The following is a 21,378-nucleotide window of genomic DNA, read 5'->3' on the forward strand; positions in this document are numbered from 1 at the left end:
CTCGGCATGCGCGGTTACTACACACCCGAACAGATCCGGAATGCGGAAGCGCCGCTGCTGAACTCGTTGCCCAACGGTGTTCTCATGCGGCGCGCCGCGTACGGCTTGGCGACCGTCGTGGCGGGCGAACTGGCCGCGCGCACGGGCGGCGTCGCCGGACGGCGTGTGACGATTCTGGTGGGCACGGGCGACAACGGCGGCGACGGTCTGTGGACGGGGACATATCTGCGTCGCCGCGGTGTCTCGGTGTCGGCTCTTCTGCTCGACCCGACGCGGGTGCACGCCGAAGGTCTTGCAGCCCTGCGAGCGTCGGGCGGACGAGTGGTGACTCGGTGCGGACCTGCCGACATCGTGGTCGACGCCATTGTGGGAATTTCCGGCAAGGGTCCGTTGCGGCCCGATGCGGCTGCGGTGGTCGAGCAGATCACCGCACCGATCGTGGCCGTGGACATTCCCAGCGGAGTCGACGCGGAGACCGGTGCCGCACCGGGGCCGGCCGTGACCGCCGACGTGACGGTGACGTTCGGAGCCCGCAAGCCTGTGCATGTACTGGCCGTACCTCGTTGTGGCCGAATCGAACTCGTGGACATCGGCCTCGAGCTGCCCGCGCCGGCGATGGCGTCGCTCGAGCCGGCCGACGTAGGACGGGTGTGGCCGATTCCCACGGCCGCGGACGACAAGTATTCGCAGGGCGTGGTGGGTGTCCTGGCCGGCAGCGCCACGTTCCCCGGTGCCGCACTGCTCTGCGTGGGCGCGGCTGTCGCGGCCACCTCCGGGATGGTCCGCTACGTGGGAAGTGCAGGCGCAGAGGTCGTGTCGCACTATCCGGAGGTCGTTGCCGCCCCGGATCTCGACACGGTTGGGAGGGTGCAGGCGTGGGTGGTCGGTCCCGGTTTCGGCACCGACGAGGAATCCGCGGAGATCGTGCGTCGAGTTCTGGACACGGACCTGCCGGTGGTCGTCGACGCGGATGCGCTCACTGTCCTCGCACAGAACGAAGGCTGGGTTGCCGGACGCGCCGCACCGACCCTGCTGACCCCGCATGCCGGAGAATTCGCCCGCCTGACCGGATCCGACCCCGCACCCGACCGAGTGGGATCGGTTCGAGATCTCGCCGCGCGCTGGGGCGTCACCGTTCTGCTCAAGGGACGGGCGACGATCGTGGCCGATGCGGACGGCACCACGTTCGTCAGCGATGCCGGAGGATCGGCCGCGTCGACGGCCGGCTCGGGCGACGTACTGTCGGGCATTCTCGGGGCCCTGCTCGCGTCGGGAATGGCACCGTCCACGGCGGCTGCCTGCGGAGCGAAGGTCCACGCCCTGGCCGCGGCACGTGCGGCTCACGGTTCGGGCGGAGAGTTCGCAGCACCCATTTCTGCGAGCCCGCTGTGTGAGGCCATTCCCGACGCGATCCGAACAGTGCGCTCACTCACTCTGTGACCGTGGTCGTGCTTGGCCCACGTCCGACACCAGGTGTGTCACGAGTTGTGGCACCCTGATCCGTCGTATCGGCGGCCCGGATGGCACTATCGAATGTTGTGACTATCGGCTGCGACGACGAGAGGACCGATCCTCGGACGGGTTCGGGCGCTGTGGCGTCCGTCGACCTCGACGCAGTGGCTCACAACGTCCACGTGTTGCAGCAGTTCGCCGGGGACGCCGCTGTGATGGCGGTCGTGAAGGCCGACGGATACAACCACGGTGCCGTCGAAGTCGCACGCGCCGCAGTGGCAGCGGGGGCGCAGGAGCTCGGCGTCACCACGATCGGCGAGGCCCTCGAACTCCGGGCAGCGGGAATCACGGTCCCGGTGCTGGCGTGGTTGCATCGAACGGATTCGGACTTCGCTGCGGCAATCGCCGGGCAGGTGGGGATCGCGGTGTCCACGGCCGCCCAGCTCGATGCCGTTGTCGACGCCGCGCGTCGAGTCGGCCGAACCGCAGATCTCTCGCTCAAGATCGATACCGGGCTCAACCGCAACGGGGTCGCGGAAGCTGATCTCGACGACGTCCTCGACACGACGGCGGTTGCCGTCGCGGAGGGCACCGTTCGGTTGATCGGAATGTTCTCGCACCTGGCATGCGCCGACGAGCCGGGTCATCCGGCCAACGATGCCCAGGCGGAGCGGCTTCGAGACGCGGTGCGGCGCTCCACCCGCCGCGGAACACCTCCCGCCGTCGTGCATCTGTCCAACTCGGCTGCCACGTTGACCAGACCCGATCTCGGTTTCGACATGGTCCGCCCGGGTATTGCTCTGTACGGCTTGTCGCCGGTGCCCGAGCTGGGAACGTTCGGGCTGCGTCCGGTCATGACGCTGTCGGCGCAGGTGGCGAACATCAAGAAGGTGAGCGAAGGTGAATCGGTGTCCTACGGCTACACCTGGACCGCTCCCGCAGACACCGTGGTCGCACTTGTCGCTCTCGGTTACGCAGACGGTGTCGTTCGCCGCCTCAGCGGGCGGTTCGAGGTGACCATCGGAGGTCGCCGCTACCCCTCGGTGGGGCGCGTGTGCATGGATCAATTCGTCGTCGACCTCGGTGGCGGCGGCTCGGGTGTCGCGGTCGGCGACGAGGCGCTACTGTTCGGGCCAGGGGACAGGGGAGAAGCGCACGCTCAGGATTTGGCGGATGCGCTCGACACAATCAGCTACGAGGTCGTCACCGGCATTCGTGGACGTGTTCGACGACGGTTCGTCGCCGCGCACTCAGGGGAGGCGACGAAATAGATCATGCTCGGATTGCTGCAGAGTATTGCAATTGTGGTGCGCGAGACGGCGTTCCGGTCCAACAAGGATCCGCTGGCCACCGAGAATCTCGACCTGATGGATGCCGACCGAGGCAGTATCGTCACCGCGGACGACGGCGTGCCGCTCGCGGTTCGCGAAGTCGGTCCGTCGGATGCCGAACTGACCGTCGTATTCGTACACGGTTACTGCCTTCGCACGTCGTCGTGGCATTTCCAACGGCGTGCACTCGAACAGCAATGGGGTTCGACGGTCCGCATGGTCTTCTACGACCAGCGCGGTCACGGGCGGTCGGGAGTACCGAGCCCGGAGAGTTGCACCATCGGTCAACTCGGCCTCGATCTCGATGCGGTGATTCGCTCGGTGGTACCCAAGGGCCGCATCGTTCTGGTGGGGCACTCGATGGGCGGAATGTCGATCCTGTCCATGGCGCGGCAACGAGCGGACGTGCTGCGTCAGCGAGTGATCGGCGCAGTCCTGATCTCGACGACAGCTGCCGGTCTCGCGCAATCCGGGGTAGGTCGTAGTCTGCAGAATCCGGCGGTCGACGCGTTCCGGCTCGCGGTGCGGACGTCGCCCGGCTTCGTGCAGTTCGGTCGCGGAGCTGTGCGCGCACTCATCTCACCGGTACTGCGCGCGGCGTCCTACGGCACCAGGGTGTCCCCACGACTGGTGGCGTTCTCCCAGTCGATGATCGACGACACGTCCGTCGTCACGATCGTCAATTTCCTCGAGACGCTCGAGTTGCACGACGAGTCCGAGGCCTTGCTGGAATTCGAGAACATTCCGGTATCGGTCGTGTGTGGCGACGAGGATTGGATCATTCCGTTCGCGAGCTCGGAGGCTCTGGCTCAGGCCCTGCCGCGTTCGGAGATGGTGCGTGTGCGCCAGGGCGGGCACCTGGTTCAACTCGAATTTCCGGAACAGGTCAACGGTGCGATCGCGCGCCTCGTGGCACGGGCAACGGAGGCCGCGGGCAAGAAGCGGCGGTGGGGCGTTGTCTGACGAGCCGCTGATCTTGCCGGTGGACGTCGAATTGGCCACTGCCGCAGACACTGCCGAGTTCGGTGCACGGCTTGCGGACGTTCTGGTCGCCGGCGATCTGGTGATTCTCGACGGCCCGCTCGGGGCCGGAAAGACAGCCATGACGAAGGGGATTGCGGCCGGACTCGGTGTGCAGGGCCGCGTCACCTCGCCGACGTTCGTGATCGCCCGTGAGCACCGGGCCGGTTCGCGGCCCCATGGTCTGCCGCCGGTTGCGCTCGTCCACGTCGATGCGTATCGGCTGGGGATGACGGGGCAGTCGGCGCTCGACGAACTCGATGCCCTCGACCTCGACACCGACCTCACGGACGCCGTGGTCGTGGTCGAGTGGGGTGAGGGATTGGTCGAGAAGCTGTCTGACGGCCATGTGTCGGTTCGTCTGACGCGTGACCCGGACTCCGACGTTCGACGCGCGACGGCACGCCGCGTGGAACCGGTGGTCGCGCCGCAGCACTGAGCCCGGTCGGCTGTGCACGACGGCAGTGAGTCGGCATGCGAGCGTGCGGGTAATCTGAAACATCGTGCTTGTACTTGCCGTCGACACCTCGACCCCCGCCGTCACCGCAGGTGTGGTGAGTCTGACCGAGTCCGCCGTCGGTGCAGTGGCCACGACGCTCGCCACGCGGGTTCGGGTGGACGCGCGATCGCATGCAGAAATTCTCACCCCCAACATCCTCGAGTGCCTGTCCGAGGCGCAGATCACCGCCGCCGATCTCGGTGCCGTCGTCGTCGGCGTCGGTCCAGGGCCCTACACCGGCTTACGGGTGGGAATGGCGACGGCAGCGGCCTTCGGTGACGCACTCGGTCTTCCGGTGTTCGGCGTCTGCAGTCTCGACGCCATTGCCTCTGATGTCTCCGAACCTGGGTCCCTGTTGGTGGTGACCGATGCGCGTCGACGCGAAATCTATTGGGCGCGTTACGAAGCGGGAGTGCGAGTCGCGGGACCCGACGTTGTGGCCCCGGCCGAACTGGACCGTGTCGGGGTCGATTCGGTCGCCGGATCGGCACCGCATGCGGCGGCATTCGAGCTTCCGATTCGTGATGTGCAGGCACCGTCTCCGGCCGGACTGGTCGCGGTGGCCGCCGCCGATATCGGCAGCGGGATCGTCCCCGGCCCGCTCGTGCCGTTGTATCTGCGCCGCCCCGACGCCAAGACGCTCGACGAGCGTGCCGCAGCGAAGGCTCTGAAGTGACCGTGTCGATCGAGTCGATGACGGCGGCGGATGCTGCTCGGTGCGCGTATCTCGAGACCCTGCTGTTCCCGGGTGACGACCCGTGGGCCGAGGATGCATTCATCGCGGAATTGGCCGCGCCACACAATCATTACGTCACCGCGCGAGAGAACGATGAGGTCGTCGGCTACGCAGGCATCTCGCTGCTGGGGCAGCCGAGCCGCGGAGCGTTCGTCGTCGGTGAGTCCGAGGTGCACACCATCGGAGTCGATCCGTCGCATCACCGCAGGGGAATCGGCGGGCGTTTGCTGGACGAACTGCTGCGCGTGGCCGACGAGCACGGTGGGCCGGTCTTTCTCGAGGTGCGCACCGACAACGAGCCCGCCATCGAGCTGTACCGACGTGAAGGGTTCGAGATCGTGGGCACCAGGGCCGGGTACTACCAGCCGAGCGGGGCCGACGCCTTCACCATGCGCCGGCCCCAGAAGACGAAAGGATCAGCCCGATGATCGTCATGGGTATCGAAAGTTCCTGCGACGAAACAGGAGTCGGGATCGTCCGCTGGGGCGGGGCAGGGACGTGCGAGCTGATGGCCGACGAGGTCGCCTCCAGCGTCGACGAACACGCGCGGTACGGCGGAGTGGTGCCCGAGGTGGCGTCGCGCGCACATCTCGAAGCGATCGTGCCGACCATGCGGCGGGCTCTGGCGGCCGCGGACATCGAGCGTCCCGACGCCGTCGCGGTGACGATCGGGCCGGGGCTGGCCGGGGCGTTGCTGGTCGGGGTTGCCGCTGCGAAGGCGTACGCCGCGGCCTGGGGCGTGCCCTTCTATGCGGTGAACCATCTCGGTGGCCACGTCGCGGTCGATACTCTCGAGCACGGCCCGATGCCGTCGTGCGTGGCGCTGTTGGTGTCCGGAGGTCACACTCATCTGCTGCACGTCGACGATCTGTCCCGGCCGATCGCCGAGCTCGGGACCACGGTCGACGACGCAGCGGGGGAGGCCTTCGACAAGGTTGCGCGGCTCCTCGGGTTGGGGTATCCGGGTGGCCCGGCACTCGATGATGCTGCGCGCGACGGTGATCCGGCTGCGATCGCGTTTCCCCGAGGCATGACCGGCCCACGCGATGCCCGTTACGATTTCTCCTTCTCCGGGGTCAAGACGGCCGTCGCTCGATTCGTCGAGGCCAGGCAACGTGCGGGAGATCCGATTCCTGTCGCAGACATCGCGGCGTCCTTCCAGGAATCCGTCGCCGATGTCCTGACGATGAAGGCCGTTCGCGCGGCAACCGACGTCGATGTCGACACGATCGTGCTGGGTGGGGGTGCCACCGCCAACTCTCGCATTCGTTCGCTGACCGAAAGTCGTTGTGCAGAGCAGGGTTTGACGCTGAGAATTCCGAAGCCGCGACTGTGCACCGACAACGGCGTGATGATCGCTGCACTGGGTGCCCACCTCGTTGCGGGCGGAGCCGAGCCGTCGGCGTTGACCGCTGTGACCGACCCCGGCCTCTCGGTCGCGACCAGTCAGGTGCCCGGCTGAGCGTCCTGCGTTGCGGCTGTGGTCTCGGACGAACGCGGAGCCGACGGCTCGGCTGCCGACAGTGGATCGGTCGGGGATCCGGACGCCGCGGGAGCTGCGACCGGCGGCGACCATACCGTCGGTGGTGCCGTCAGTTCCGGGGTGGGTTCCGAACCGCTGACATCGGTGGTCGGCACGGTGATCGACTCGGTCGGCACCGGAGTGAACTCGGGTGTGACCTCGGTAGTGGGCTCGGGCGTCGGGCCGGGAACGATCTCGGTCGTATCGCTCGGGTCCGAGGACTCGATCGGTTCGGAGGGTCGAACCGGAGTCGTGGTGACCGAGGTCGGCGGCTCGATCGGGATCCCGGTGGTGGCATCGGGGGACGCCGGGTTCGTGGTGGGGTCGATCGGCCAGTCGATCCGCGGGAGGTCCGGTGCGGGACGCAGCGTCGGGGTACTGGTCGGCGGAGCGGTCGTGGTGAACCGCGCCGACGATCCGGTGGCGTCGACCGAGGTCGCCGTGGGGTCGGATCGATCCCCGGGGGTGCGTCCTGCTGTCGTCTGATCCTCGTCGGGGGAGTACCCCCCGGTGGCCGGCGTACCGGTATCGCTGGATTCGGTCGCGGATCGCGCGGTACTTCCGGCCGGAGAGACGCTGGCATCGTCGGCAGGCGTCATCGTCTGCACGCCGTAGGCGAGAACGAGACCACCCGCGACGACGGCGGCCGCGATCGCACCGGAGTATCGGCTCATCCGGGTCGCGGTGTTGCGCGTGGCCGAGACGAGTTGGTAGCCGCCGCCGTCGGCCGACGCAGCATCGGAGGCGGCGCCGACGGCAAGAACCGCGTCGGGCTCGGACATTCGAACGACCGGGGCGTGGAACATGTCGGTGAGCGTGGCGGCGAGCAGGGGGATGTGCGCCCCTCCACCGATCAGCACGATGACCTCGGGTTCGTGAGTGCTCTCGTCGAACACTCCTCGTACGAACTCGGCGGCGGTGCCGAAGATCGGGGTCGCGGCGGTGTCGAACGCGTCCCGGGTGACCGTCAGCGGAATTCCGCTGTAACGCGCGATGCTGACTTCGTCCGAGTGGGACAGCTGTTCCTTGACCGATCGGTACCGCGCGGACCCGATTCCGCGGTCGTCGCGGATGTCGTCCCGAAGGTTGTCACGGGTCATGTCCTGCACGAGGTTCCTGACGAGCACGTTGATGGCGTCGCCGCCGACGGCGTCCGATCGGCCGTGCGCCAGTACCTTGTCGGTGGTCCGATCGGTGACGGTGACCGACATGCCCGAGGCACCGAGATCGACCAGCGCGATCGTGTCGTATCGATCGATCAGGCCGGTGGTCGCCAGATGCGCGGACGCGGCAGCGGACTCGGGTACCAGTCGAACATCGCGGGTGGTGTGGGCCAGCGCTGCACGAATACCTGCAGCGTGCTCCTCGGTGCGGTAGGTGACGGCGATCGCGTCGGGGGACCGGTGACCGGGAATCAGCGAGGCCATCAGCTCGATGGCCGAGGTGACCAGATCGCCGATGTCGGTGTTCGCTTGGCGATCGGCGGATACGGTGCGGTACTCGACCGTGCGACTACCGTCGGTGTCGACGGTGACGAGGGCTGCGCACACGACCTCGGATCCGGTGGATATACCCACGCCTACTCGCATGCTGCACCTCCCGCCCCTGTGTACCTGTCCGGAATCGACTGTTCTGTGTGCCATGTCGCGGCACGGCTGTCGACCGTTATCGCTCGGACAGCTCCGTTATCGTAACGTTACTTCGTGCCTCATCGCGAGCGTAATATGCCGCTCGGTAGGTTCTTCGGTGAGAGTTCATAGCCTCCTACCTGGTCTTCGATGGCTTCGCGGACGCCGGTAAAACAGCGGGAAAAGACTCCGGTGTTCGGCGTTTCGGGTCCTGATTCGCCCGTTTTCGGATCTTTGTGGTGGTGCAGGAGGGCGCGTGCGCACCCGCGCGACCCACGCGTCACGAACCTGGCGAACCCAGCCCTTGAGTGCTGGCACTCTCGTGTATAGAGTGCTAGTTGGCACCGAGCGAAGTCCCGGCACCCGCGACGACGGGAACGAGTTCAGGCCGTGATTGTCAGAACCGCAGGAGAAGTACTTACACACAGCTGTCCGGGGATCCGACCCCGGGCGCGTACCCCATAACTTTGGAGGGCTCAACGTGGCGAGCGTGAAAATCAAGCCGCTCGAGGACAAGATCCTCGTCCAGGCCAACGAGGCCGAGACGACGACCGCCTCCGGTCTGGTCATCCCCGACACAGCCAAGGAGAAGCCCCAGGAGGGCACCGTCGTCGCCGTAGGCGAAGGCCGTGTCACCGAGAAGGGCAACCGCATCCCGGTCGACGTCAAAGAAGGTGACACCGTCATCTACAGCAAGTACGGCGGCACCGAGATCAAGTACGCCGGCGAGGAGTACCTGATTCTGTCGGCACGCGACGTGCTGGCTGTCATCGCCAAGTAGGCCACAACGCATCCCGCCCCGGTATCCGATTTTCGTGTCGGTCCCGGGGCGGTGTGCGTTCGATCGAGTTTCTTTACTCGAAGGAGTAACACCGAAACATGGCAAAGCAAATCCAATTCAACGAGGAAGCGCGCCGCGCACTCGAACGCGGCGTCGACAAGCTGGCCGACGCCGTCAAGGTGACGCTCGGGCCGCGGGGACGCCACGTCGTCCTGTCCAAGGCATTCGGCGGTCCGACCGTCACGAACGACGGCGTCTCGATCGCTCGTGAGATCGACCTGGAAGATCCGTTCGAGAACCTCGGCGCGCAGCTGGTCAAGAGCGTCGCCACCAAAACCAACGACGTCGCAGGCGACGGAACCACCACCGCGACGGTCCTCGCGCAGGCGCTCGTGCGCGGCGGTCTGAAGAACATCGCCGCAGGTGCCAACCCGATCGCGCTCGGCACCGGCATCTCCAAGGCGGCCGACAAGGTCGCCGAGGCTCTGCTCGCCGCCGCAACCCCGGTCGAGGGCAAGCAGGCGATCGCTCAGGTCGCCACCGTGTCCTCGCGTGACCCCGAGATCGGCGAACTCGTCGGTGAGGCGCTCACCCGCGTCGGCGCGGACGGTGTCGTCACCGTCGAGGAGTCCTCGACGCTGCTCACCGAGCTCTCGGTCACCGAAGGCGTGCAGTTCGACAAGGGCTACCTCTCGCCGTACTTCGTCACCGACGTCGACGCGCAGGAAGCAGTTCTCGAGGACGCGTACGTCCTGCTGTACCGCGAGAAGATCACCTCGCTTCCGGACTTTCTGCCTCTGCTGGAGAAGGTTGCCGAGAGCGGCAAGCCGTTGCTCATCATCGCCGAGGACACCGAAGGTGAAGTTCTCTCGACGCTGGTAGTCAACTCCATCCGCAAGACGATCAAGGCCGTGGCGGTCAAGGCACCGTTCTTCGGTGATCGTCGCAAGGCGTTCCTCGACGATCTCGCGGTCGTGACGGCCGGCCAGGTCATCACCGCCGATGTGGGTCTGAGCCTGAAGGAAGCCGGGCTCGAGCTGCTCGGTCGCGCTCGTCGCGTCGTCGTCACCAAGGACGACACGACCATCGTCGACGGTGCGGGCACGCAGGACGACATCGACGCGCGCGTCGGTCAGCTCCGCCGTGAGATCGAGAACACCGACTCCGAGTGGGATCGCGAGAAGCTCGAAGAGCGTCTGGCGAAGCTCTCGGGCGGCATCGCGGTCATCAAGGTCGGCGCTGCCACCGAGACCGAGCTCAAGGAGCGCAAGTTCCGCGTCGACGACGCTGTGGCTGCGGCCAAGGCCGCCGTCGAAGAGGGCATCGTCCCCGGCGGCGGTTCGGCTCTGACTCAGGCAGCGTTGGCTCTGGCCGACGACCTCGGCCTGACCGGCGACGAAGCCACCGGTGTGGCCGTGGTGCGCAACGCACTCAACGCACCGCTGTTCTGGATCGCCTCCAACGCGGGCATCGACGGTTCCGTCGTCGTCAGCAAGGTGGCAGAACTGCCGAAGGGACACGGATTCAACGCCGCGACCCTGACGTACGGCGACCTGTTGGCCGATGGCGTCGTCGATCCGGTCAAGGTGACGCGCTCCGCTGTGGTCAATGCCGCGTCGGTTGCACGCATGATCCTGACGACCGAGAGCGCGATCGTGGAGAAGCCGGAAGAGGCCCCCGAGCCTTCTGCCGGGCACGGACACGCTCACTGACGTTCGATGACACGAGAAAGCCCCCAACCCTTTCGGGTTGGGGGCTTTCTCGTGTGTTCGGGTGATTACACCGCAATGCGGCGGCGATTGTGACGAGCGTGCAGTTCTCGCTCGGTCTCCGACATTCCGCCCCAGATCCCGTAGGGCTCGCTGACGTTGAGGGCGTGTGTACGGCACTGGGCGAGGACGGGGCAACTACGGCACATTTCCTTCGCCCGCATCTCGCGCTGTGCTCGTGCCCGGCCCCGCTCGCCGTCCGGGTGGAAGAACATGGACGAATCGACGCCACGGCACAGGCCGTGCATCTGCCAATCCCAAATGTCGGCGTTCGGCCCAGGGAGGTGATTCGGCTGCGGCATGGAAACTCCTAGGGTGGTGTGGCTTCTCGGATTCGTGATCCGAATGCCGACAACGTTATGTGGATCGACGAAATCGAGTCAATAGTTCTCTGTCGTGTGCAAATGCATAGTTATGGGGCAAAGAATTAACACGGGCGATATTTACTTCGACTCACCCGCGTGCGTGTCCTTCCTGTTGAAGAATCCGTCGACACGGGAGACGATGGGAAGGGCATCGGCATTCCGGCTGTCGAAGCGAAGTCGCGGAGCTCAGTCGTCCGGCGTCGGTCGTCAATGTGATCGCTCGATGCGACCGGCATGACGTAGTTGATGTTTTCCCTGTTCACAGGCGTTTCGTTGGTGCTTCGGGCCGCTCCGTGGCACGCGTCGGGTGAGGCGTCGATCCATTCGGTCGAGGCCGCGCGAGGTGTCCGACGCGATTGCGCGGAGCGCCGTCCGGGACCCGAAGGGGCGAACGGACGGCGTGCGGCGCATCGCTTGCCGATCGTGTGACCGACTGCGCCGATTAACCTATTCGCCACACAGCGTTCAGATTCTCGTCTTCGAGTCGGCTGTGTTCACATTGTTAATTCCTTGAAAACTGCATTCTCTGCGCGCGAAACGACGCGTTGTTGTCCCTTTTCGGACCGACAGTGAATTCGCCTCACGCAATTGCGCCGCGTCGTATCGGTAGGACTCGGACGCCGTTCGTCATCGGCGATGGCCCTACCCTTGCCTCCGTGCCTTCAGAGCAGAGCTCGCTGTTCACCGCGACGCAGTCCGAACTCTTCGACGCCGCATTCGGCGGCAACCCCGGCCGATTCCCGCTGCCTGCAGCCACCGATCCGCGAGAGAGCTGGTTTCGCAGTGTCGCGTTGGCAGGGCAGGGCCGGTACAGCGCAGCCGGAGTCGAGCTTCGGCGGTATCGACCCCGCAGCGCGGAGCTTCGGTCGCTGCACGCGTCGACCACGGCGTCGTGGTTGCGTCAGGTGGGCGAACACGAGCGAGCCCGCCGCTGGGACGGCATCGCGGTCCTTCTCGTCGGACTCGGGGGACCGCCGAGATCGACGGACTCGGTGGAGGCCCGGAGCGATGCGCTGACCGGCCTGGCCGCAGATGCGTTGGGAATCGGACGTTTCGGCCTCGCGGACACCCTGGTGGCCCGCAGTGCCGAGCAGCGGCAGGACCCCGCCGGTCAGGGGCTGTGGCGTCCGGCACTACGGGCGTCGTGGGTAGCGGCCGAGCTGGCGATGATGCGCGGCGACGGCCCAGGGGCGGTCCGACACGCCGAGACCGCTCGGGCTCTCGCCAACGATGCCGATTCGTTACGCCACATCGTCAAGACCGACCTGGTGGCTGCGGCGGCGCTGAGCTGTGTCGGTGAGACCGGTCGTGCTCGTGAGTCGGCCGTTCAGGTGGCCTGCGCTGCGGAGATGGCCGGGCTGCTGCCCCTGCGCTGGGCCGCCACGATGCTCTGCGAAGGAACAGGCGGGGTCGACGCCGGGATGGCCTCGTCCGCCGACCTGGCCGCCGCCATCGATCGCCTGGGTGGTTCGACGGTCGGTTGACCAGGACCTGGGTCGAAGGCGGACCGATCGGTTCGGTTGTGGCCGGGTGGTGTCGCTATCCTTGGTCTCGTTCCACCACCACGTGGAAGCGCTCCCAGGCGGGTGCGTACCTGTAACGCGGGGAAATTTGTCGACGATGAACAGTGCGGGTGAGGAGTTGGACTCTTTCGTCGTTGCCGCAGCGCAAGGCGATCGACTGGCTCTGTCCCGGGTCTTGGAATTCATCCGACCACTCGTCGTTCGGTACTGCCGAGCACGGGTCGGTTCGGCTGAGCGCGGTCAGCTTTCGGCCGACGACGTGGCGCAGGAGGTCTGTTTGGCAGTCATGACCGCCTTGCCGCGATACCAGGATCAAGGTCGTCCGTTCATGGCATTCGTGTACGGCATCGCGGCTCACAAGGTCGCCGACGCCCATCGCAGTGCCTCGCGTAACAAATCGGACCCGGCCGCCGAAGTACCAGATGTCGTGTCGATGGAGCACGGACCGGAGCAGCGCGCTCTCGAATCCGAGTCGAGTCGACAGATGACTGCACTGCTGGACACCTTGCCTGCCAAGCACCGCGAGATTCTGGTGCTCCGACTCATCGTCGGACTGTCGGCCGAGGAAACAGCAGCCGCCGTCGGCAGCACTGCAGGCGCTATCCGCGTGGCTCAGCACCGAGCTATCGCAAAACTTAAGAACGAAGTTGTGAGAGCAGGTGAAATGTATGGCTAGGGACAATGGTCACGGTGGCCCCGGTGAGACGCCGCGTCGCGGAATCTCGCGTATCGGTGAGCACGTGAACTCCACTGGACCGAAGCAGAACGATCCCTATGCCGACATCGGCGCAGACGGTGGTCCTGTGGACCTCGTCGCCGTACGTCGTGACGATGCGTTCATCGACGCGATCAGTGGCGACGGACCGATTGCCACCGATGACGCAGACGAGTACCAACTCGCCCTTCTGTTGGCCAATTGGCGAGCAGACGTGATCACGCCGGCCATGCCGGCCGGACCCTCCCTCGACGTGGTCGTCGCCTCCGTCGAACGCGAGAAGCTCGCCGCCGACATGGCGCGCTCGAGCTCGGCCAACCGCGGTGGACGCATGCGTCTGCTGCGTCCCATCGCCGGTGCCGCAGCCGCGATCGCCGTCGTGATGGGTGGTCTGGTGGTCATCTCGTACAACTCGACGCCGGACGATCCGTTGTGGAGCGTCAAATCGGTCGTCTTCTCGGAGCAGGCGGATTCGACTGTCGCTCAGATCGATACGACGTCGAAGTTGCAAGAGGCGGAGAATCTCCTGTCCTCGGGGGACACTACTGCCGCTCGCGCACTCCTCGACGGTGCGTCGAACAGCAGTTCCGCTGTTCTCGACGACGGTCAGCGCGCCGAGCTCGACCAGTGGCTGGCACGTCTGCTGCAGGAGTTGCAGGCACTGACGGTGCCCGCGCCTGTCCCGCCCCCGGTTCCGGTCGTTCCGGCTCCGCTCCCCAGCCCGGAGGTCTTCGTGCCACCGGCACCGGTGGATCAGGTAACGCCCGATACCACGGGTGTGCCGAGCACTCCGGCTCCGGCAACGACGACGCCCGAGGTTCCGCCCACGACGACGACGCCGAGTCCGACAACGACCACCGACGTCACACCGACGGTGCTGCAAGAGCCCGATCAGCCGACGGCAACCGCCGGAGGCAGCAGCTCCTCGGAGAACCGCGACCGTATGTCGGTTCCCTCCGGCGGCAGCTGACAGGTTCTCGATCCTTCACCGGACACGAAGAAGCCCGACACGATCATCGTGTCGGGCTTCTTCGTTGCGGAGTGTCGGAGGTCAGTTGTCGAATCCGTCGCCGTGCAGCGCGTCGTTCATCGAAGCGTCGGCGAAGCCTCGGCAGTAGTCCCAGGTCACGTAGGCGTCCGGTACGGGGTCGTAGGCAGGCTCGTGCGGCCGGACGGTGCCGTCGACGAGCAGCTGGAGCAGATTCGCGCGCAGCATGTCCCAGTCGTGGTAGTGGTCCTGCTGGCAGTCCTCGCAGCACACGACGAGACCGCGGATGCCGCGGTGGCCCAGGAGAGCCTCGTATACGGCCAGGTCCGCCAAGTCCTCTTCGACGGCCAATCGCTCCTGAGGATCGAGGGGCTGGCCTGGCTCGATGGCGTCGAGGGCGGCCGACGGGTCGGCTGGGTCTCCGGCGAACGGATCCGGGGGTAGACCGGGAGGCAGTTGATCGCGCACGCCTCCACGGTACGCAGGACTGGTGGGTCTGCGCCAGCCGTTCGAACGCGACATGCCGGACGTATGCGCCACCGACAACGCCGAGGACCGTCGTTTCGGGGCTCGCAAGCCACTGACAGCGAGACGCATTCGCACTGGTTGTGCCCTAGCCGATACCATGGTTCACGGCGCTGAACAGATGAGTGCAAGTGCCGAAACTCCATCCGTTCTCCAATCCCGCACTGCGGTGCGCCTGCGAGCTCTCACCGGCCGCACGCCGCGCCGAAGTGCAACCAGGCTCTAGGGAGGGCCAGATTCGCATGAGTAGTCCCGGAGCCCACGTCCGCACAGGCGGCGACGATCCCAACAAGGTCGCAATGCTCGGCCTCACGTTCGACGACGTCCTGCTGCTGCCGGCCGCTTCGGATCTGATTCCCAGCTCGGTCGATACGTCCAGCCAGATCACCCGCGAGATCCGCTTGCGAGTGCCGCTGGTCAGCTCGGCCATGGACACCGTCACCGAGGCCCGGATGGCCATCGCCATGGCCCGCGCAGGCGGTATGGGCGTGTTGCACCGCAACCTGTCACTGCAGGATCAGGCGTCCCAGGTCGAGACGGTCAAGCGTTCGGAGGCCGGGATGGTCACCGACCCCGTCACCTGCAAGCCCACCGACTCGTTGGCCGAGGTCGACGCCATGTGTGCGCGCTTCCGTATCTCCGGTCTTCCCGTCACGGACGAGACCGGCGCGCTGGTCGGTATCATCACCAACCGCGACATGCGATTCGAGGTCGATCAGAATCGCCGCGTCGCCGACGTGATGACCAAGGCCCCGTTGATCACCGCTCAGGAGGGCGTGACTGCGGAAGCTGCGCTCGGCCTGCTGCGCCGTCACAAGATCGAGAAGCTGCCGATCGTGGACGGCAAAGGCGCGCTGACCGGCCTGATCACCGTGAAGGACTTCGTCAAGACCGAGCAGCACCCCGATGCCACCAAGGACCGTGACGGTCGACTGCTGGTCGGTGCCGCTGTGGGCGTCGGGCAGGATGCCTGGTCTCGGTCGATGGCATTGACCGACGCCGGAGTGGACGTCGTCATCGTCGACACCGCGCACGGCCACAATTCGCAGGTGCTCGAGATGGTCAGCAAGCTCAAGGCGGAGGTGGGCGACCGCGTTCAGGTCGTCGGCGGCAACGTTGCCACCCGTGCGGGCGCACTCGCTCTCGTCGAGGCAGGCGCGGATGCGGTGAAGGTGGGAGTCGGACCGGGATCGATCTGCACCACCCGTGTGGTCGCAGGTGTCGGTGCTCCGCAGATCACCGCCATTCTCGAAGCCGTGGCCGCGTGCAAGCCGCACGGTGTGCCGGTCATCGCCGACGGCGGTATGCAGTTCTCCGGTGACATCGCCAAGGCTCTCGCCGCCGGTGCCTCGACCGCCATGCTCGGATCGTTGCTGGCCGGAACCGCAGAGTCTCCGGGTGAGCTGATCCTGGTGGGCGGCAAGCAGTTCAAGAGCTACCGCGGAATGGGTTCGCTCGGCGCGATGCAGGGACGCGGGGGAGCGAAGTCGTTCTCCAAGGACCGCTACTTCCAGGACGACGTGTTGGCCGAGGACAAGTTGGTGCCCGAGGGCATCGAGGGTCGCGTCCCGTACCGCGGACCGTTGAACCAGGTCATCCACCAGCTCACCGGTGGTCTGCGCGCTGCGATGGGGTACACCGGGTCCACCTCGATCGAGGACCTGCAGAAGGCTCAGTTCGTACAGATCACGGCGGCCGGGCTCAAGGAGAGCCACCCCCACGACATCACGATGACCGCAGAGGCCCCGAACTACACCACCCGATAGTCGCTTCGGCCTGTTTGGGCCGATTCGATTCGCTCCCGAAGTAGAAAGGTGCGCGCGTGCGCGACCTCGTTGAAATCGGCATGGGCAGAGAAGCCCGCCGCACCTACCAGCTGGACGACATCGACATCGTGCCGTCCCGTCGTACCCGGTCGTCGAAGGAGGTGTCGACGGCATGGCAGCTCGACGCGTACCGCTTCGACATTCCCCTCCTCGCGCATCCGACCGATGCTCTGGTCTCGCCCGAGTTCGCGATCGAGCTGGGTCGACAGGGTGGGCTGGGGGTCATCAACGGTGAAGGGCTGTGGGCGCGCCACTCGGACGTGCAGGCCAAGATCGATCAGCTGATCCACATCGCCGAGACCGATCTCGATCCCGACGCGCCGATCGCCTTCCTGCAGGAACTGCACGCCGCACCGCTCCGGCCGGATCTGCTGGCCGCAGCGGTCGGTCAGGTCCGTGACTCCGGGGTGACCGTCGCCGTTCGGGTGAGCCCCCAGAACGCTCGCTCGCTCACCCCTGCCCTCGTTGCATCGGGCCTCGATCTGCTGGTCATCCAGGGCACGATCATCTCCGCCGAGCACGTGGCACACGGCGAGGACGAGCCGCTCAACCTCAAGACCTTCATCGCGGAACTCGACGTTCCCGTCATCGCCGGCGGCGTGAGCGATCACCGCACCGCACTGCACCTGATGCGTACCGGTGCGGCAGGCGTCATCGTCGGTTACGGCTCGGTCGAAGGTGGCACGACCACCGGTGAGGTGCTCGGTATCGGCGTTCCGATGGCCACCGCCATCGCCGATGCGGCCGCGGCGCGTCGGGACTACCTGGACGAAACCGGCGGGCGCTACGTGCACGTCATCGCCGACGGCGACATCACCACCTCCGGTGCGCTCGCCAAGGCCATCGCCTGCGGGGCCGATGCTGCGGTTCTCGGTGCTCCGCTGGCCGTCGCTGCCGAGGCTCCCGGCGGAGGTTGGTACTGGCCGTCCGCCGCGGCGCATCCGTCCATGCCGCGCGGTGCGCTGCTGCCGATGTCGGCGGGGGACCGTCCGAGCCTGGATCAGGTGCTCAACGGACCGTCGCGTGAGTCGTACGGCTCGATCAACCTCGTCGGCGGACTGCGTCGGTCGATGGCGAAGTCCGGATACTCCGATCTCAAGGAATTCCAGAAGGTGGGCCTGAACGTCAGGGCCTGACGACGTCTGTTCCAAAGGGCGCGTACTCCTCCCGCACGGGGGGGTGCGCGCCCTTTCTGCTGCATGGCGTCCACGTAAGTCGACCCTGGGTTGGTGATACCTCTCGTAACAGCTAGAATCGCTTGTGGCGGTAGTCACATGGGGGTGTGCATACTGTTCGACAGCATCGGATGTAGCGGAGGTCACCATGGGTTCAGCTGTTCGCGCCACGGATTACGACGTCTTGATCGTCGGTTCGGGCTTCGGCGGAAGTGTCACCGCGCTGCGCCTGGTGGAGAAGGGATACCGCGTCGGCATCCTGGAAGCCGGGCAGCGCTTCGAGGACAAGGGCTTCGCGAAGAACAGCTGGGACCTCAAGCGTTTCCTGTGGGCACCGAAGCTCGGCCTCTACGGCATCCAGCGCGTGCACCTGCTGCGCGACTGCCTCATCCTCGCCGGTGCCGGAGTCGGCGGCGGTTCGCTGAACTACGCGAACACCCTCTACAAGCCTCAGGCACCGTTCTTCGAGGACAAGCAGTGGGCGCACATCACCGACTGGAGCAGTGAACTCTCCCCGTTCTACGACCAGGCCACCCGCATGCTCGGCGTCGTGCGCAACCCGCACATGACCCCCGCCGACGAGGTGATGAAGTCGGTTGCCGAGGACATGGGCGTTGCCGACACCTTCATCCAGACCCCGGTGGGCGTGTTCTTCGGAGACGAGCCCGGCAAGACCGTCCCGGACCCGTACTTCGGCGGCGCAGGTCCCGAACGCACCGGATGTATCGAGTGCGGCGAGTGCATGACCGGTTGCCGCCACGGAGCCAAGAACACCCTGCTGAAGAACTACCTCGGCCTGGCCGAGCGCGCGGGAGCCGAGATCGTGCCGATGACGACCGTCACCGGTCTCGTTCCGCGATCCGACGGCACCTGGGACGTCGACACCGAACGCACCGGCGCTCGGCTGCGCAAGGGGCGCAAGACCTACAGCGCAGCCAACGTCGTGCTGGCGGCCGGCACCTGGGGCACGCAGAACCTGCTGCACAAGATGAAGGACACCGGCGCGCTGCCCCGTCTGTCGGACACGCTCGGGGAGCTGACACGCACCAACTCCGAGTCGATCGTCGGAGCGGCCAAGCTGGCGGTCGATCCGAACATGGACCTCACCCGCGGAGTCGCGATCACGTCCTCGTTCCATCCCAGCCCCAACACCCACATCGAACCGTGCCGCTACGGCAAGGGCTCGAACGCGATGGGCATGCTGCAGACCCTGATGACCGACGGCGGCGGACGAGTGCCGCGGTGGCTCAAGTTCGTGTTCGCGCTGATCGCCCACCCGATTCAGTTCCTGCGCGTCGTCAACGTCCGGCACTGGAGCGAGCGCACCATCATCGCGCTGGTGATGCAGAACCTCGACAATTCGATCACCACGTTCACCAAGCGTGGTGCCTTCGGCCGGAAGATCTCGAGCAAGCAGGGGCACGGCCAGCCCAACCCGACGTGGATCCCCGAGGGCAACGACGCCACCCGACGCATCGCGAAGAAGATCGGCGGCGTCGCGGGCGGTACCTGGGGAGAATTGTTCAACATCCCGCTCACGGCCCACTTCCTCGGTGGGTGTGCCATCGCCTCGGATGCCGAGCACGGTGTCATCGATCCGTACCACCGCGTCCACGGCTACCCGACGCTCAGCGTGGTCGACGGGGCCGCCGTATCGGCCAACCTCGGAGTGAACCCGTCGTTGACCATCAGCGCGCAGGCCGAGCGTTCCGCCGCACTGTGGCCGAACAAGGGCGAGCTGGATCTCCGTCCGGCACAGGGGCTGCCGTACCAGCGTCTCGATCCGATCGCCCCGAACTCTCCGGTCGTCCCGGTGGATGCTCCGGGTGGTCTGCGACTGCCGATCGTGGAGATTCGGTCGGGTTCCTCGGCGATGCCCGTCGAGCATTCGGGTGTTGCATGAGTGCTGGAACAGTCCCACTAGACTGACCCGGTGACCGACTCCTCTGCACACGATCCCGCACACGCACGCCCGGTTCTCGTCGTCGATTTCGGCGCCCAGTACGCGCAGTTGATCGCCCGCCGTGTGCGCGAGGCCAACGTGTACTCCGAGGTGATCTCGCATACCGCGACGGCCGAGGAGATCGCAGCGAAGGACCCTGTCGCGCTTGTGCTTTCCGGCGGACCCTCCAGCGTCTACGCCGAGGGCGCGCCCGAGCTCGACTCCGCTCTCCTCGACCTCGGCATCCCCGTGTTCGGCATCTGCTACGGATTCCAGGCCATGGCCCAGGCCCTCGGCGGAACCGTCGAACACACCGGAACGCGGGAGTACGGTCGCACTCAGCTCAGCGTGGACGGCGGTCGTCTGCACGACGGTCTGCCCGCAACGCAGCCGGTCTGGATGAGTCACGGTGACGCGGTCACCGCGGCCCCGGAAGGCTTCACCGTCACGGCCACCAGCGCAGGTGCGCCGGTGGCTGCCTTCGAGAACGAGGGCAAGCGCATGGCGGGCGTGCAGTATCACCCCGAGGTTCTGCACTCCCCGCACGGGCAGCAGGTGCTCAGCCGATTCCTGCACGAAACGGCTGGCATCGCCCCGGACTGGACTGCGGCCAATATCGCCGACGCTCTGGTCGACGCAGTGCAGGAGCAGGTGGGCCCCACGGGCAAGGCCATCTGTGGCCTCTCGGGCGGCGTCGACTCCGCCGTGGCGGCGGCACTGGTGCAGCGGGCCATCGGTGACCGTCTGACCTGTGTCTTCGTCGACCACGGACTGCTGCGCGCCGGCGAGCGTGAGCAGGTGCAGCAGGACTTCGTGGCCGCGACCGGAGCCAAGCTCGTCACGGTCGATGCGGTCGACACCTTCCTCGGCGCGCTCGAGGGCGTCTCCGACCCGGAGGAGAAGCGCAAGATCATCGGCCGCGAGTTCATCCGGAGCTTCGAGGGTGCCGTGGCCGAGGTGCTGGGCGAGAACGCCGAGCACGGCGACGCCGTCGAGTTCCTGGTGCAGGGCACGTTGTACCCGGATGTCGTCGAGTCCGGGGGCGGGTCCGGTACCGCGAACATCAAGAGTCACCACAACGTCGGCGGACTGCCGGACGATCTGCAGTTCGCCCTGGTCGAGCCGCTGCGTGCACTGTTCAAGGACGAGGTGCGTGCGGTCGGACGCGAACTGGGATTGCCCGAGGACATCGTCGGCAGGCAGCCGTTCCCCGGACCCGGCCTGGCGATCCGCATCGTCGGTGAGATCACCCGCGACCGTCTGAACACGCTCCGCCATGCCGATTCGATTGTCCGAGAAGAACTTACGGTCGCGGGCTTGGATCAGCAGATCTGGCAGTGCCCGGTGGTGCTGTTGGCCGACGTGCGTAGCGTGGGAGTGCAGGGCGACGGCCGTACCTACGGGCACCCGATCGTGCTGCGGCCGGTCTCGAGCGAGGACGCGATGACGGCGGACTGGACCAGGCTGCCGTACGACGTGTTGGAAACGATCTCGACTCGGGTGACCAACGAGGTTCCGGAGGTCAACCGAGTCGTTCTCGACGTCACCAGCAAGCCGCCGGGCACCATCGAGTGGGAGTGA

General features: G+C 66.4%; 19 protein-coding genes. 16 read left to right on the top strand and 3 right to left on the bottom strand.

Features of this window, described 5'->3' with window-relative positions:
* The first annotated feature begins 6 nt into the window (after nt 1–6).
* From R3P93_RS01195 to tsaD, 7 genes are all read left to right on the top strand, one after another.
* Complete coding sequence (locus tag R3P93_RS01195) at nt 7–1,440, top strand: NAD(P)H-hydrate dehydratase (RefSeq protein ID WP_149405356.1); 1,434 nt, start codon at nt 7–9, stop codon at nt 1,438–1,440.
* An 80-nt stretch (nt 1,441–1,520) separates the two neighbouring features.
* The gene (gene alr / locus R3P93_RS01200; protein WP_394855235.1) at nt 1,521–2,723 is read left to right on the top strand and encodes an alanine racemase; all 1,203 of its coding nucleotides are present in this window, start codon (nt 1,521–1,523) and stop codon (nt 2,721–2,723) included.
* Nucleotides 2,724–2,726: 3 nt separating this feature from the next.
* Nucleotides 2,727–3,746 (top strand): alpha/beta fold hydrolase, encoded by a 1,020-nt coding sequence (locus R3P93_RS01205; RefSeq protein WP_068051296.1) that lies wholly within the window; start codon nt 2,727–2,729, stop codon nt 3,744–3,746.
* Nucleotides 3,739–4,242, top strand: coding sequence for a tRNA (adenosine(37)-N6)-threonylcarbamoyltransferase complex ATPase subunit type 1 TsaE (tsaE, locus tag R3P93_RS01210; RefSeq protein ID WP_317532244.1), 504 nt, complete (start codon nt 3,739–3,741; stop codon nt 4,240–4,242). The genes R3P93_RS01205 and tsaE overlap by 8 nt, the downstream gene beginning before the upstream one ends.
* A 64-nt stretch (nt 4,243–4,306) precedes the next feature.
* Nucleotides 4,307–4,978, top strand: a complete 672-nt coding sequence (gene tsaB, locus R3P93_RS01215) for a tRNA (adenosine(37)-N6)-threonylcarbamoyltransferase complex dimerization subunit type 1 TsaB (RefSeq protein ID WP_269594419.1) — start codon at nt 4,307–4,309, stop codon at nt 4,976–4,978.
* On the top strand, nt 4,975–5,466 hold the full coding sequence (gene rimI, locus R3P93_RS01220; protein ID WP_317532245.1) for a ribosomal protein S18-alanine N-acetyltransferase: 492 nt from the start codon (nt 4,975–4,977) through the stop codon (nt 5,464–5,466). Before tsaB ends, rimI begins: the two co-directional genes overlap by 4 nt.
* Nucleotides 5,463–6,500, top strand: coding sequence for a tRNA (adenosine(37)-N6)-threonylcarbamoyltransferase complex transferase subunit TsaD (tsaD, locus tag R3P93_RS01225; RefSeq protein ID WP_317532246.1), 1,038 nt, complete (start codon nt 5,463–5,465; stop codon nt 6,498–6,500). The genes rimI and tsaD overlap by 4 nt, the downstream gene beginning before the upstream one ends.
* Here the strand turns inward: tsaD and R3P93_RS01230 are convergent.
* Nucleotides 6,485–8,149 carry an Hsp70 family protein gene (locus R3P93_RS01230; RefSeq protein ID WP_317532247.1) on the bottom strand — a complete coding sequence of 555 codons (1,665 nt, stop codon included), beginning with the start codon at nt 8,147–8,149 and terminating at the stop codon, nt 6,485–6,487. The two genes, tsaD and R3P93_RS01230, sit on opposite strands and share 16 nt — an antisense overlap.
* 520 nt (nt 8,150–8,669) lie before the next feature.
* Between R3P93_RS01230 and groES the strand changes: the two genes are divergently transcribed.
* Both groES and groL read left to right on the top strand, forming a co-directional pair.
* Nucleotides 8,670–8,969, top strand: a complete 300-nt coding sequence (gene groES / locus R3P93_RS01235; RefSeq protein WP_008718149.1) for a co-chaperone GroES — start codon at nt 8,670–8,672, stop codon at nt 8,967–8,969.
* Between the two features lie 98 nt (nt 8,970–9,067).
* Nucleotides 9,068–10,681 carry a chaperonin GroEL gene (gene groL, locus R3P93_RS01240; protein ID WP_094639155.1) on the top strand — a complete coding sequence of 538 codons (1,614 nt, stop codon included), beginning with the start codon at nt 9,068–9,070 and terminating at the stop codon, nt 10,679–10,681.
* 65 nt (nt 10,682–10,746) lie between these two features.
* On the opposite strand, the gene R3P93_RS01245 is transcribed toward groL, so the two are convergent.
* Nucleotides 10,747–11,040, bottom strand: coding sequence for a WhiB family transcriptional regulator (locus tag R3P93_RS01245; protein ID WP_027496361.1), 294 nt, complete (start codon nt 11,038–11,040; stop codon nt 10,747–10,749).
* Between the two features lie 719 nt (nt 11,041–11,759).
* Here R3P93_RS01245 and R3P93_RS01250 point away from each other — a divergent pair.
* The 3 genes from R3P93_RS01250 (at nt 11,760) to R3P93_RS01260 (ending at nt 14,311) form a co-directional block, all read left to right on the top strand.
* Nucleotides 11,760–12,587 carry a hypothetical protein gene (locus tag R3P93_RS01250; protein ID WP_317532248.1) on the top strand — a complete coding sequence of 276 codons (828 nt, stop codon included), beginning with the start codon at nt 11,760–11,762 and terminating at the stop codon, nt 12,585–12,587.
* Nucleotides 12,588–12,723: 136 nt separating this feature from the next.
* Nucleotides 12,724–13,302, top strand: coding sequence for a sigma-70 family RNA polymerase sigma factor (locus tag R3P93_RS01255; protein WP_032397500.1), 579 nt, complete (start codon nt 12,724–12,726; stop codon nt 13,300–13,302).
* Nucleotides 13,295–14,311 (top strand): anti-sigma-D factor RsdA, encoded by a 1,017-nt coding sequence (locus tag R3P93_RS01260; protein WP_317532249.1) that lies wholly within the window; start codon nt 13,295–13,297, stop codon nt 14,309–14,311. Before R3P93_RS01255 ends, R3P93_RS01260 begins: the two co-directional genes overlap by 8 nt.
* An 81-nt stretch (nt 14,312–14,392) precedes the next feature.
* Here R3P93_RS01260 and R3P93_RS01265 read toward each other — a convergent pair whose 3' ends face one another.
* Nucleotides 14,393–14,797, bottom strand: coding sequence for a DUF5319 domain-containing protein (locus R3P93_RS01265; protein WP_317532250.1), 405 nt, complete (start codon nt 14,795–14,797; stop codon nt 14,393–14,395).
* Nucleotides 14,798–15,096: 299 nt separating this feature from the next.
* Between R3P93_RS01265 and guaB the strand changes: the two genes are divergently transcribed.
* From guaB to guaA, 4 genes are all read left to right on the top strand, one after another.
* Nucleotides 15,097–16,620, top strand: coding sequence for an IMP dehydrogenase (gene guaB / locus R3P93_RS01270; RefSeq protein WP_317532251.1), 1,524 nt, complete (start codon nt 15,097–15,099; stop codon nt 16,618–16,620).
* A gap of 56 nt (nt 16,621–16,676) precedes the next feature.
* A complete protein-coding gene (locus R3P93_RS01275) occupies nt 16,677–17,816 on the top strand; it encodes a GuaB3 family IMP dehydrogenase-related protein (protein WP_037188243.1) in 1,140 nt (379 codons plus the stop codon).
* 187 nt (nt 17,817–18,003) lie between these two features.
* The gene (locus R3P93_RS01280) at nt 18,004–19,758 is read left to right on the top strand and encodes a GMC family oxidoreductase (protein WP_317532252.1); all 1,755 of its coding nucleotides are present in this window, start codon (nt 18,004–18,006) and stop codon (nt 19,756–19,758) included.
* 30 nt (nt 19,759–19,788) lie between these two features.
* On the top strand, nt 19,789–21,378 hold the full coding sequence (gene guaA, locus R3P93_RS01285; protein WP_032397497.1) for a glutamine-hydrolyzing GMP synthase: 1,590 nt from the start codon (nt 19,789–19,791) through the stop codon (nt 21,376–21,378).

It is taken from the genome of Rhodococcus cerastii, from assembly GCF_033042195.1.
Taxonomy (GTDB): domain Bacteria; phylum Actinomycetota; class Actinomycetes; order Mycobacteriales; family Mycobacteriaceae; genus Rhodococcoides.

Bases quoted from the DNA above. Each gene is read 5' to 3' on its own strand.
- guaB (WP_317532251.1), top strand. From the start codon at position 15,097: ATGAGTAGTCCCGGAGCCCACGTCCGCACAGGCGGCGACGATCCCAAC.
- R3P93_RS01260 (WP_317532249.1), top strand. From the start codon at position 13,295: ATGGCTAGGGACAATGGTCACGGTGGCCCCGGTGAGACGCCGCGTCGC.
- alr (WP_394855235.1), top strand. From the start codon at position 1,521: ATGGCACTATCGAATGTTGTGACTATCGGCTGCGACGACGAGAGGACC.
- R3P93_RS01205 (WP_068051296.1), top strand. From the start codon at position 2,727: ATGCTCGGATTGCTGCAGAGTATTGCAATTGTGGTGCGCGAGACGGCG.
- R3P93_RS01195 (WP_149405356.1), top strand. From the start codon at position 7: ATGCGCGGTTACTACACACCCGAACAGATCCGGAATGCGGAAGCGCCG.
- groL (WP_094639155.1), top strand. From the start codon at position 9,068: ATGGCAAAGCAAATCCAATTCAACGAGGAAGCGCGCCGCGCACTCGAA.
- R3P93_RS01245 (WP_027496361.1), bottom strand. From the start codon at position 11,040: ATGCCGCAGCCGAATCACCTCCCTGGGCCGAACGCCGACATTTGGGAT.
- R3P93_RS01230 (WP_317532247.1), bottom strand. From the start codon at position 8,149: ATGCGAGTAGGCGTGGGTATATCCACCGGATCCGAGGTCGTGTGCGCA.
- R3P93_RS01255 (WP_032397500.1), top strand. From the start codon at position 12,724: ATGAACAGTGCGGGTGAGGAGTTGGACTCTTTCGTCGTTGCCGCAGCG.
- tsaD (WP_317532246.1), top strand. From the start codon at position 5,463: ATGATCGTCATGGGTATCGAAAGTTCCTGCGACGAAACAGGAGTCGGG.
- R3P93_RS01280 (WP_317532252.1), top strand. From the start codon at position 18,004: ATGGGTTCAGCTGTTCGCGCCACGGATTACGACGTCTTGATCGTCGGT.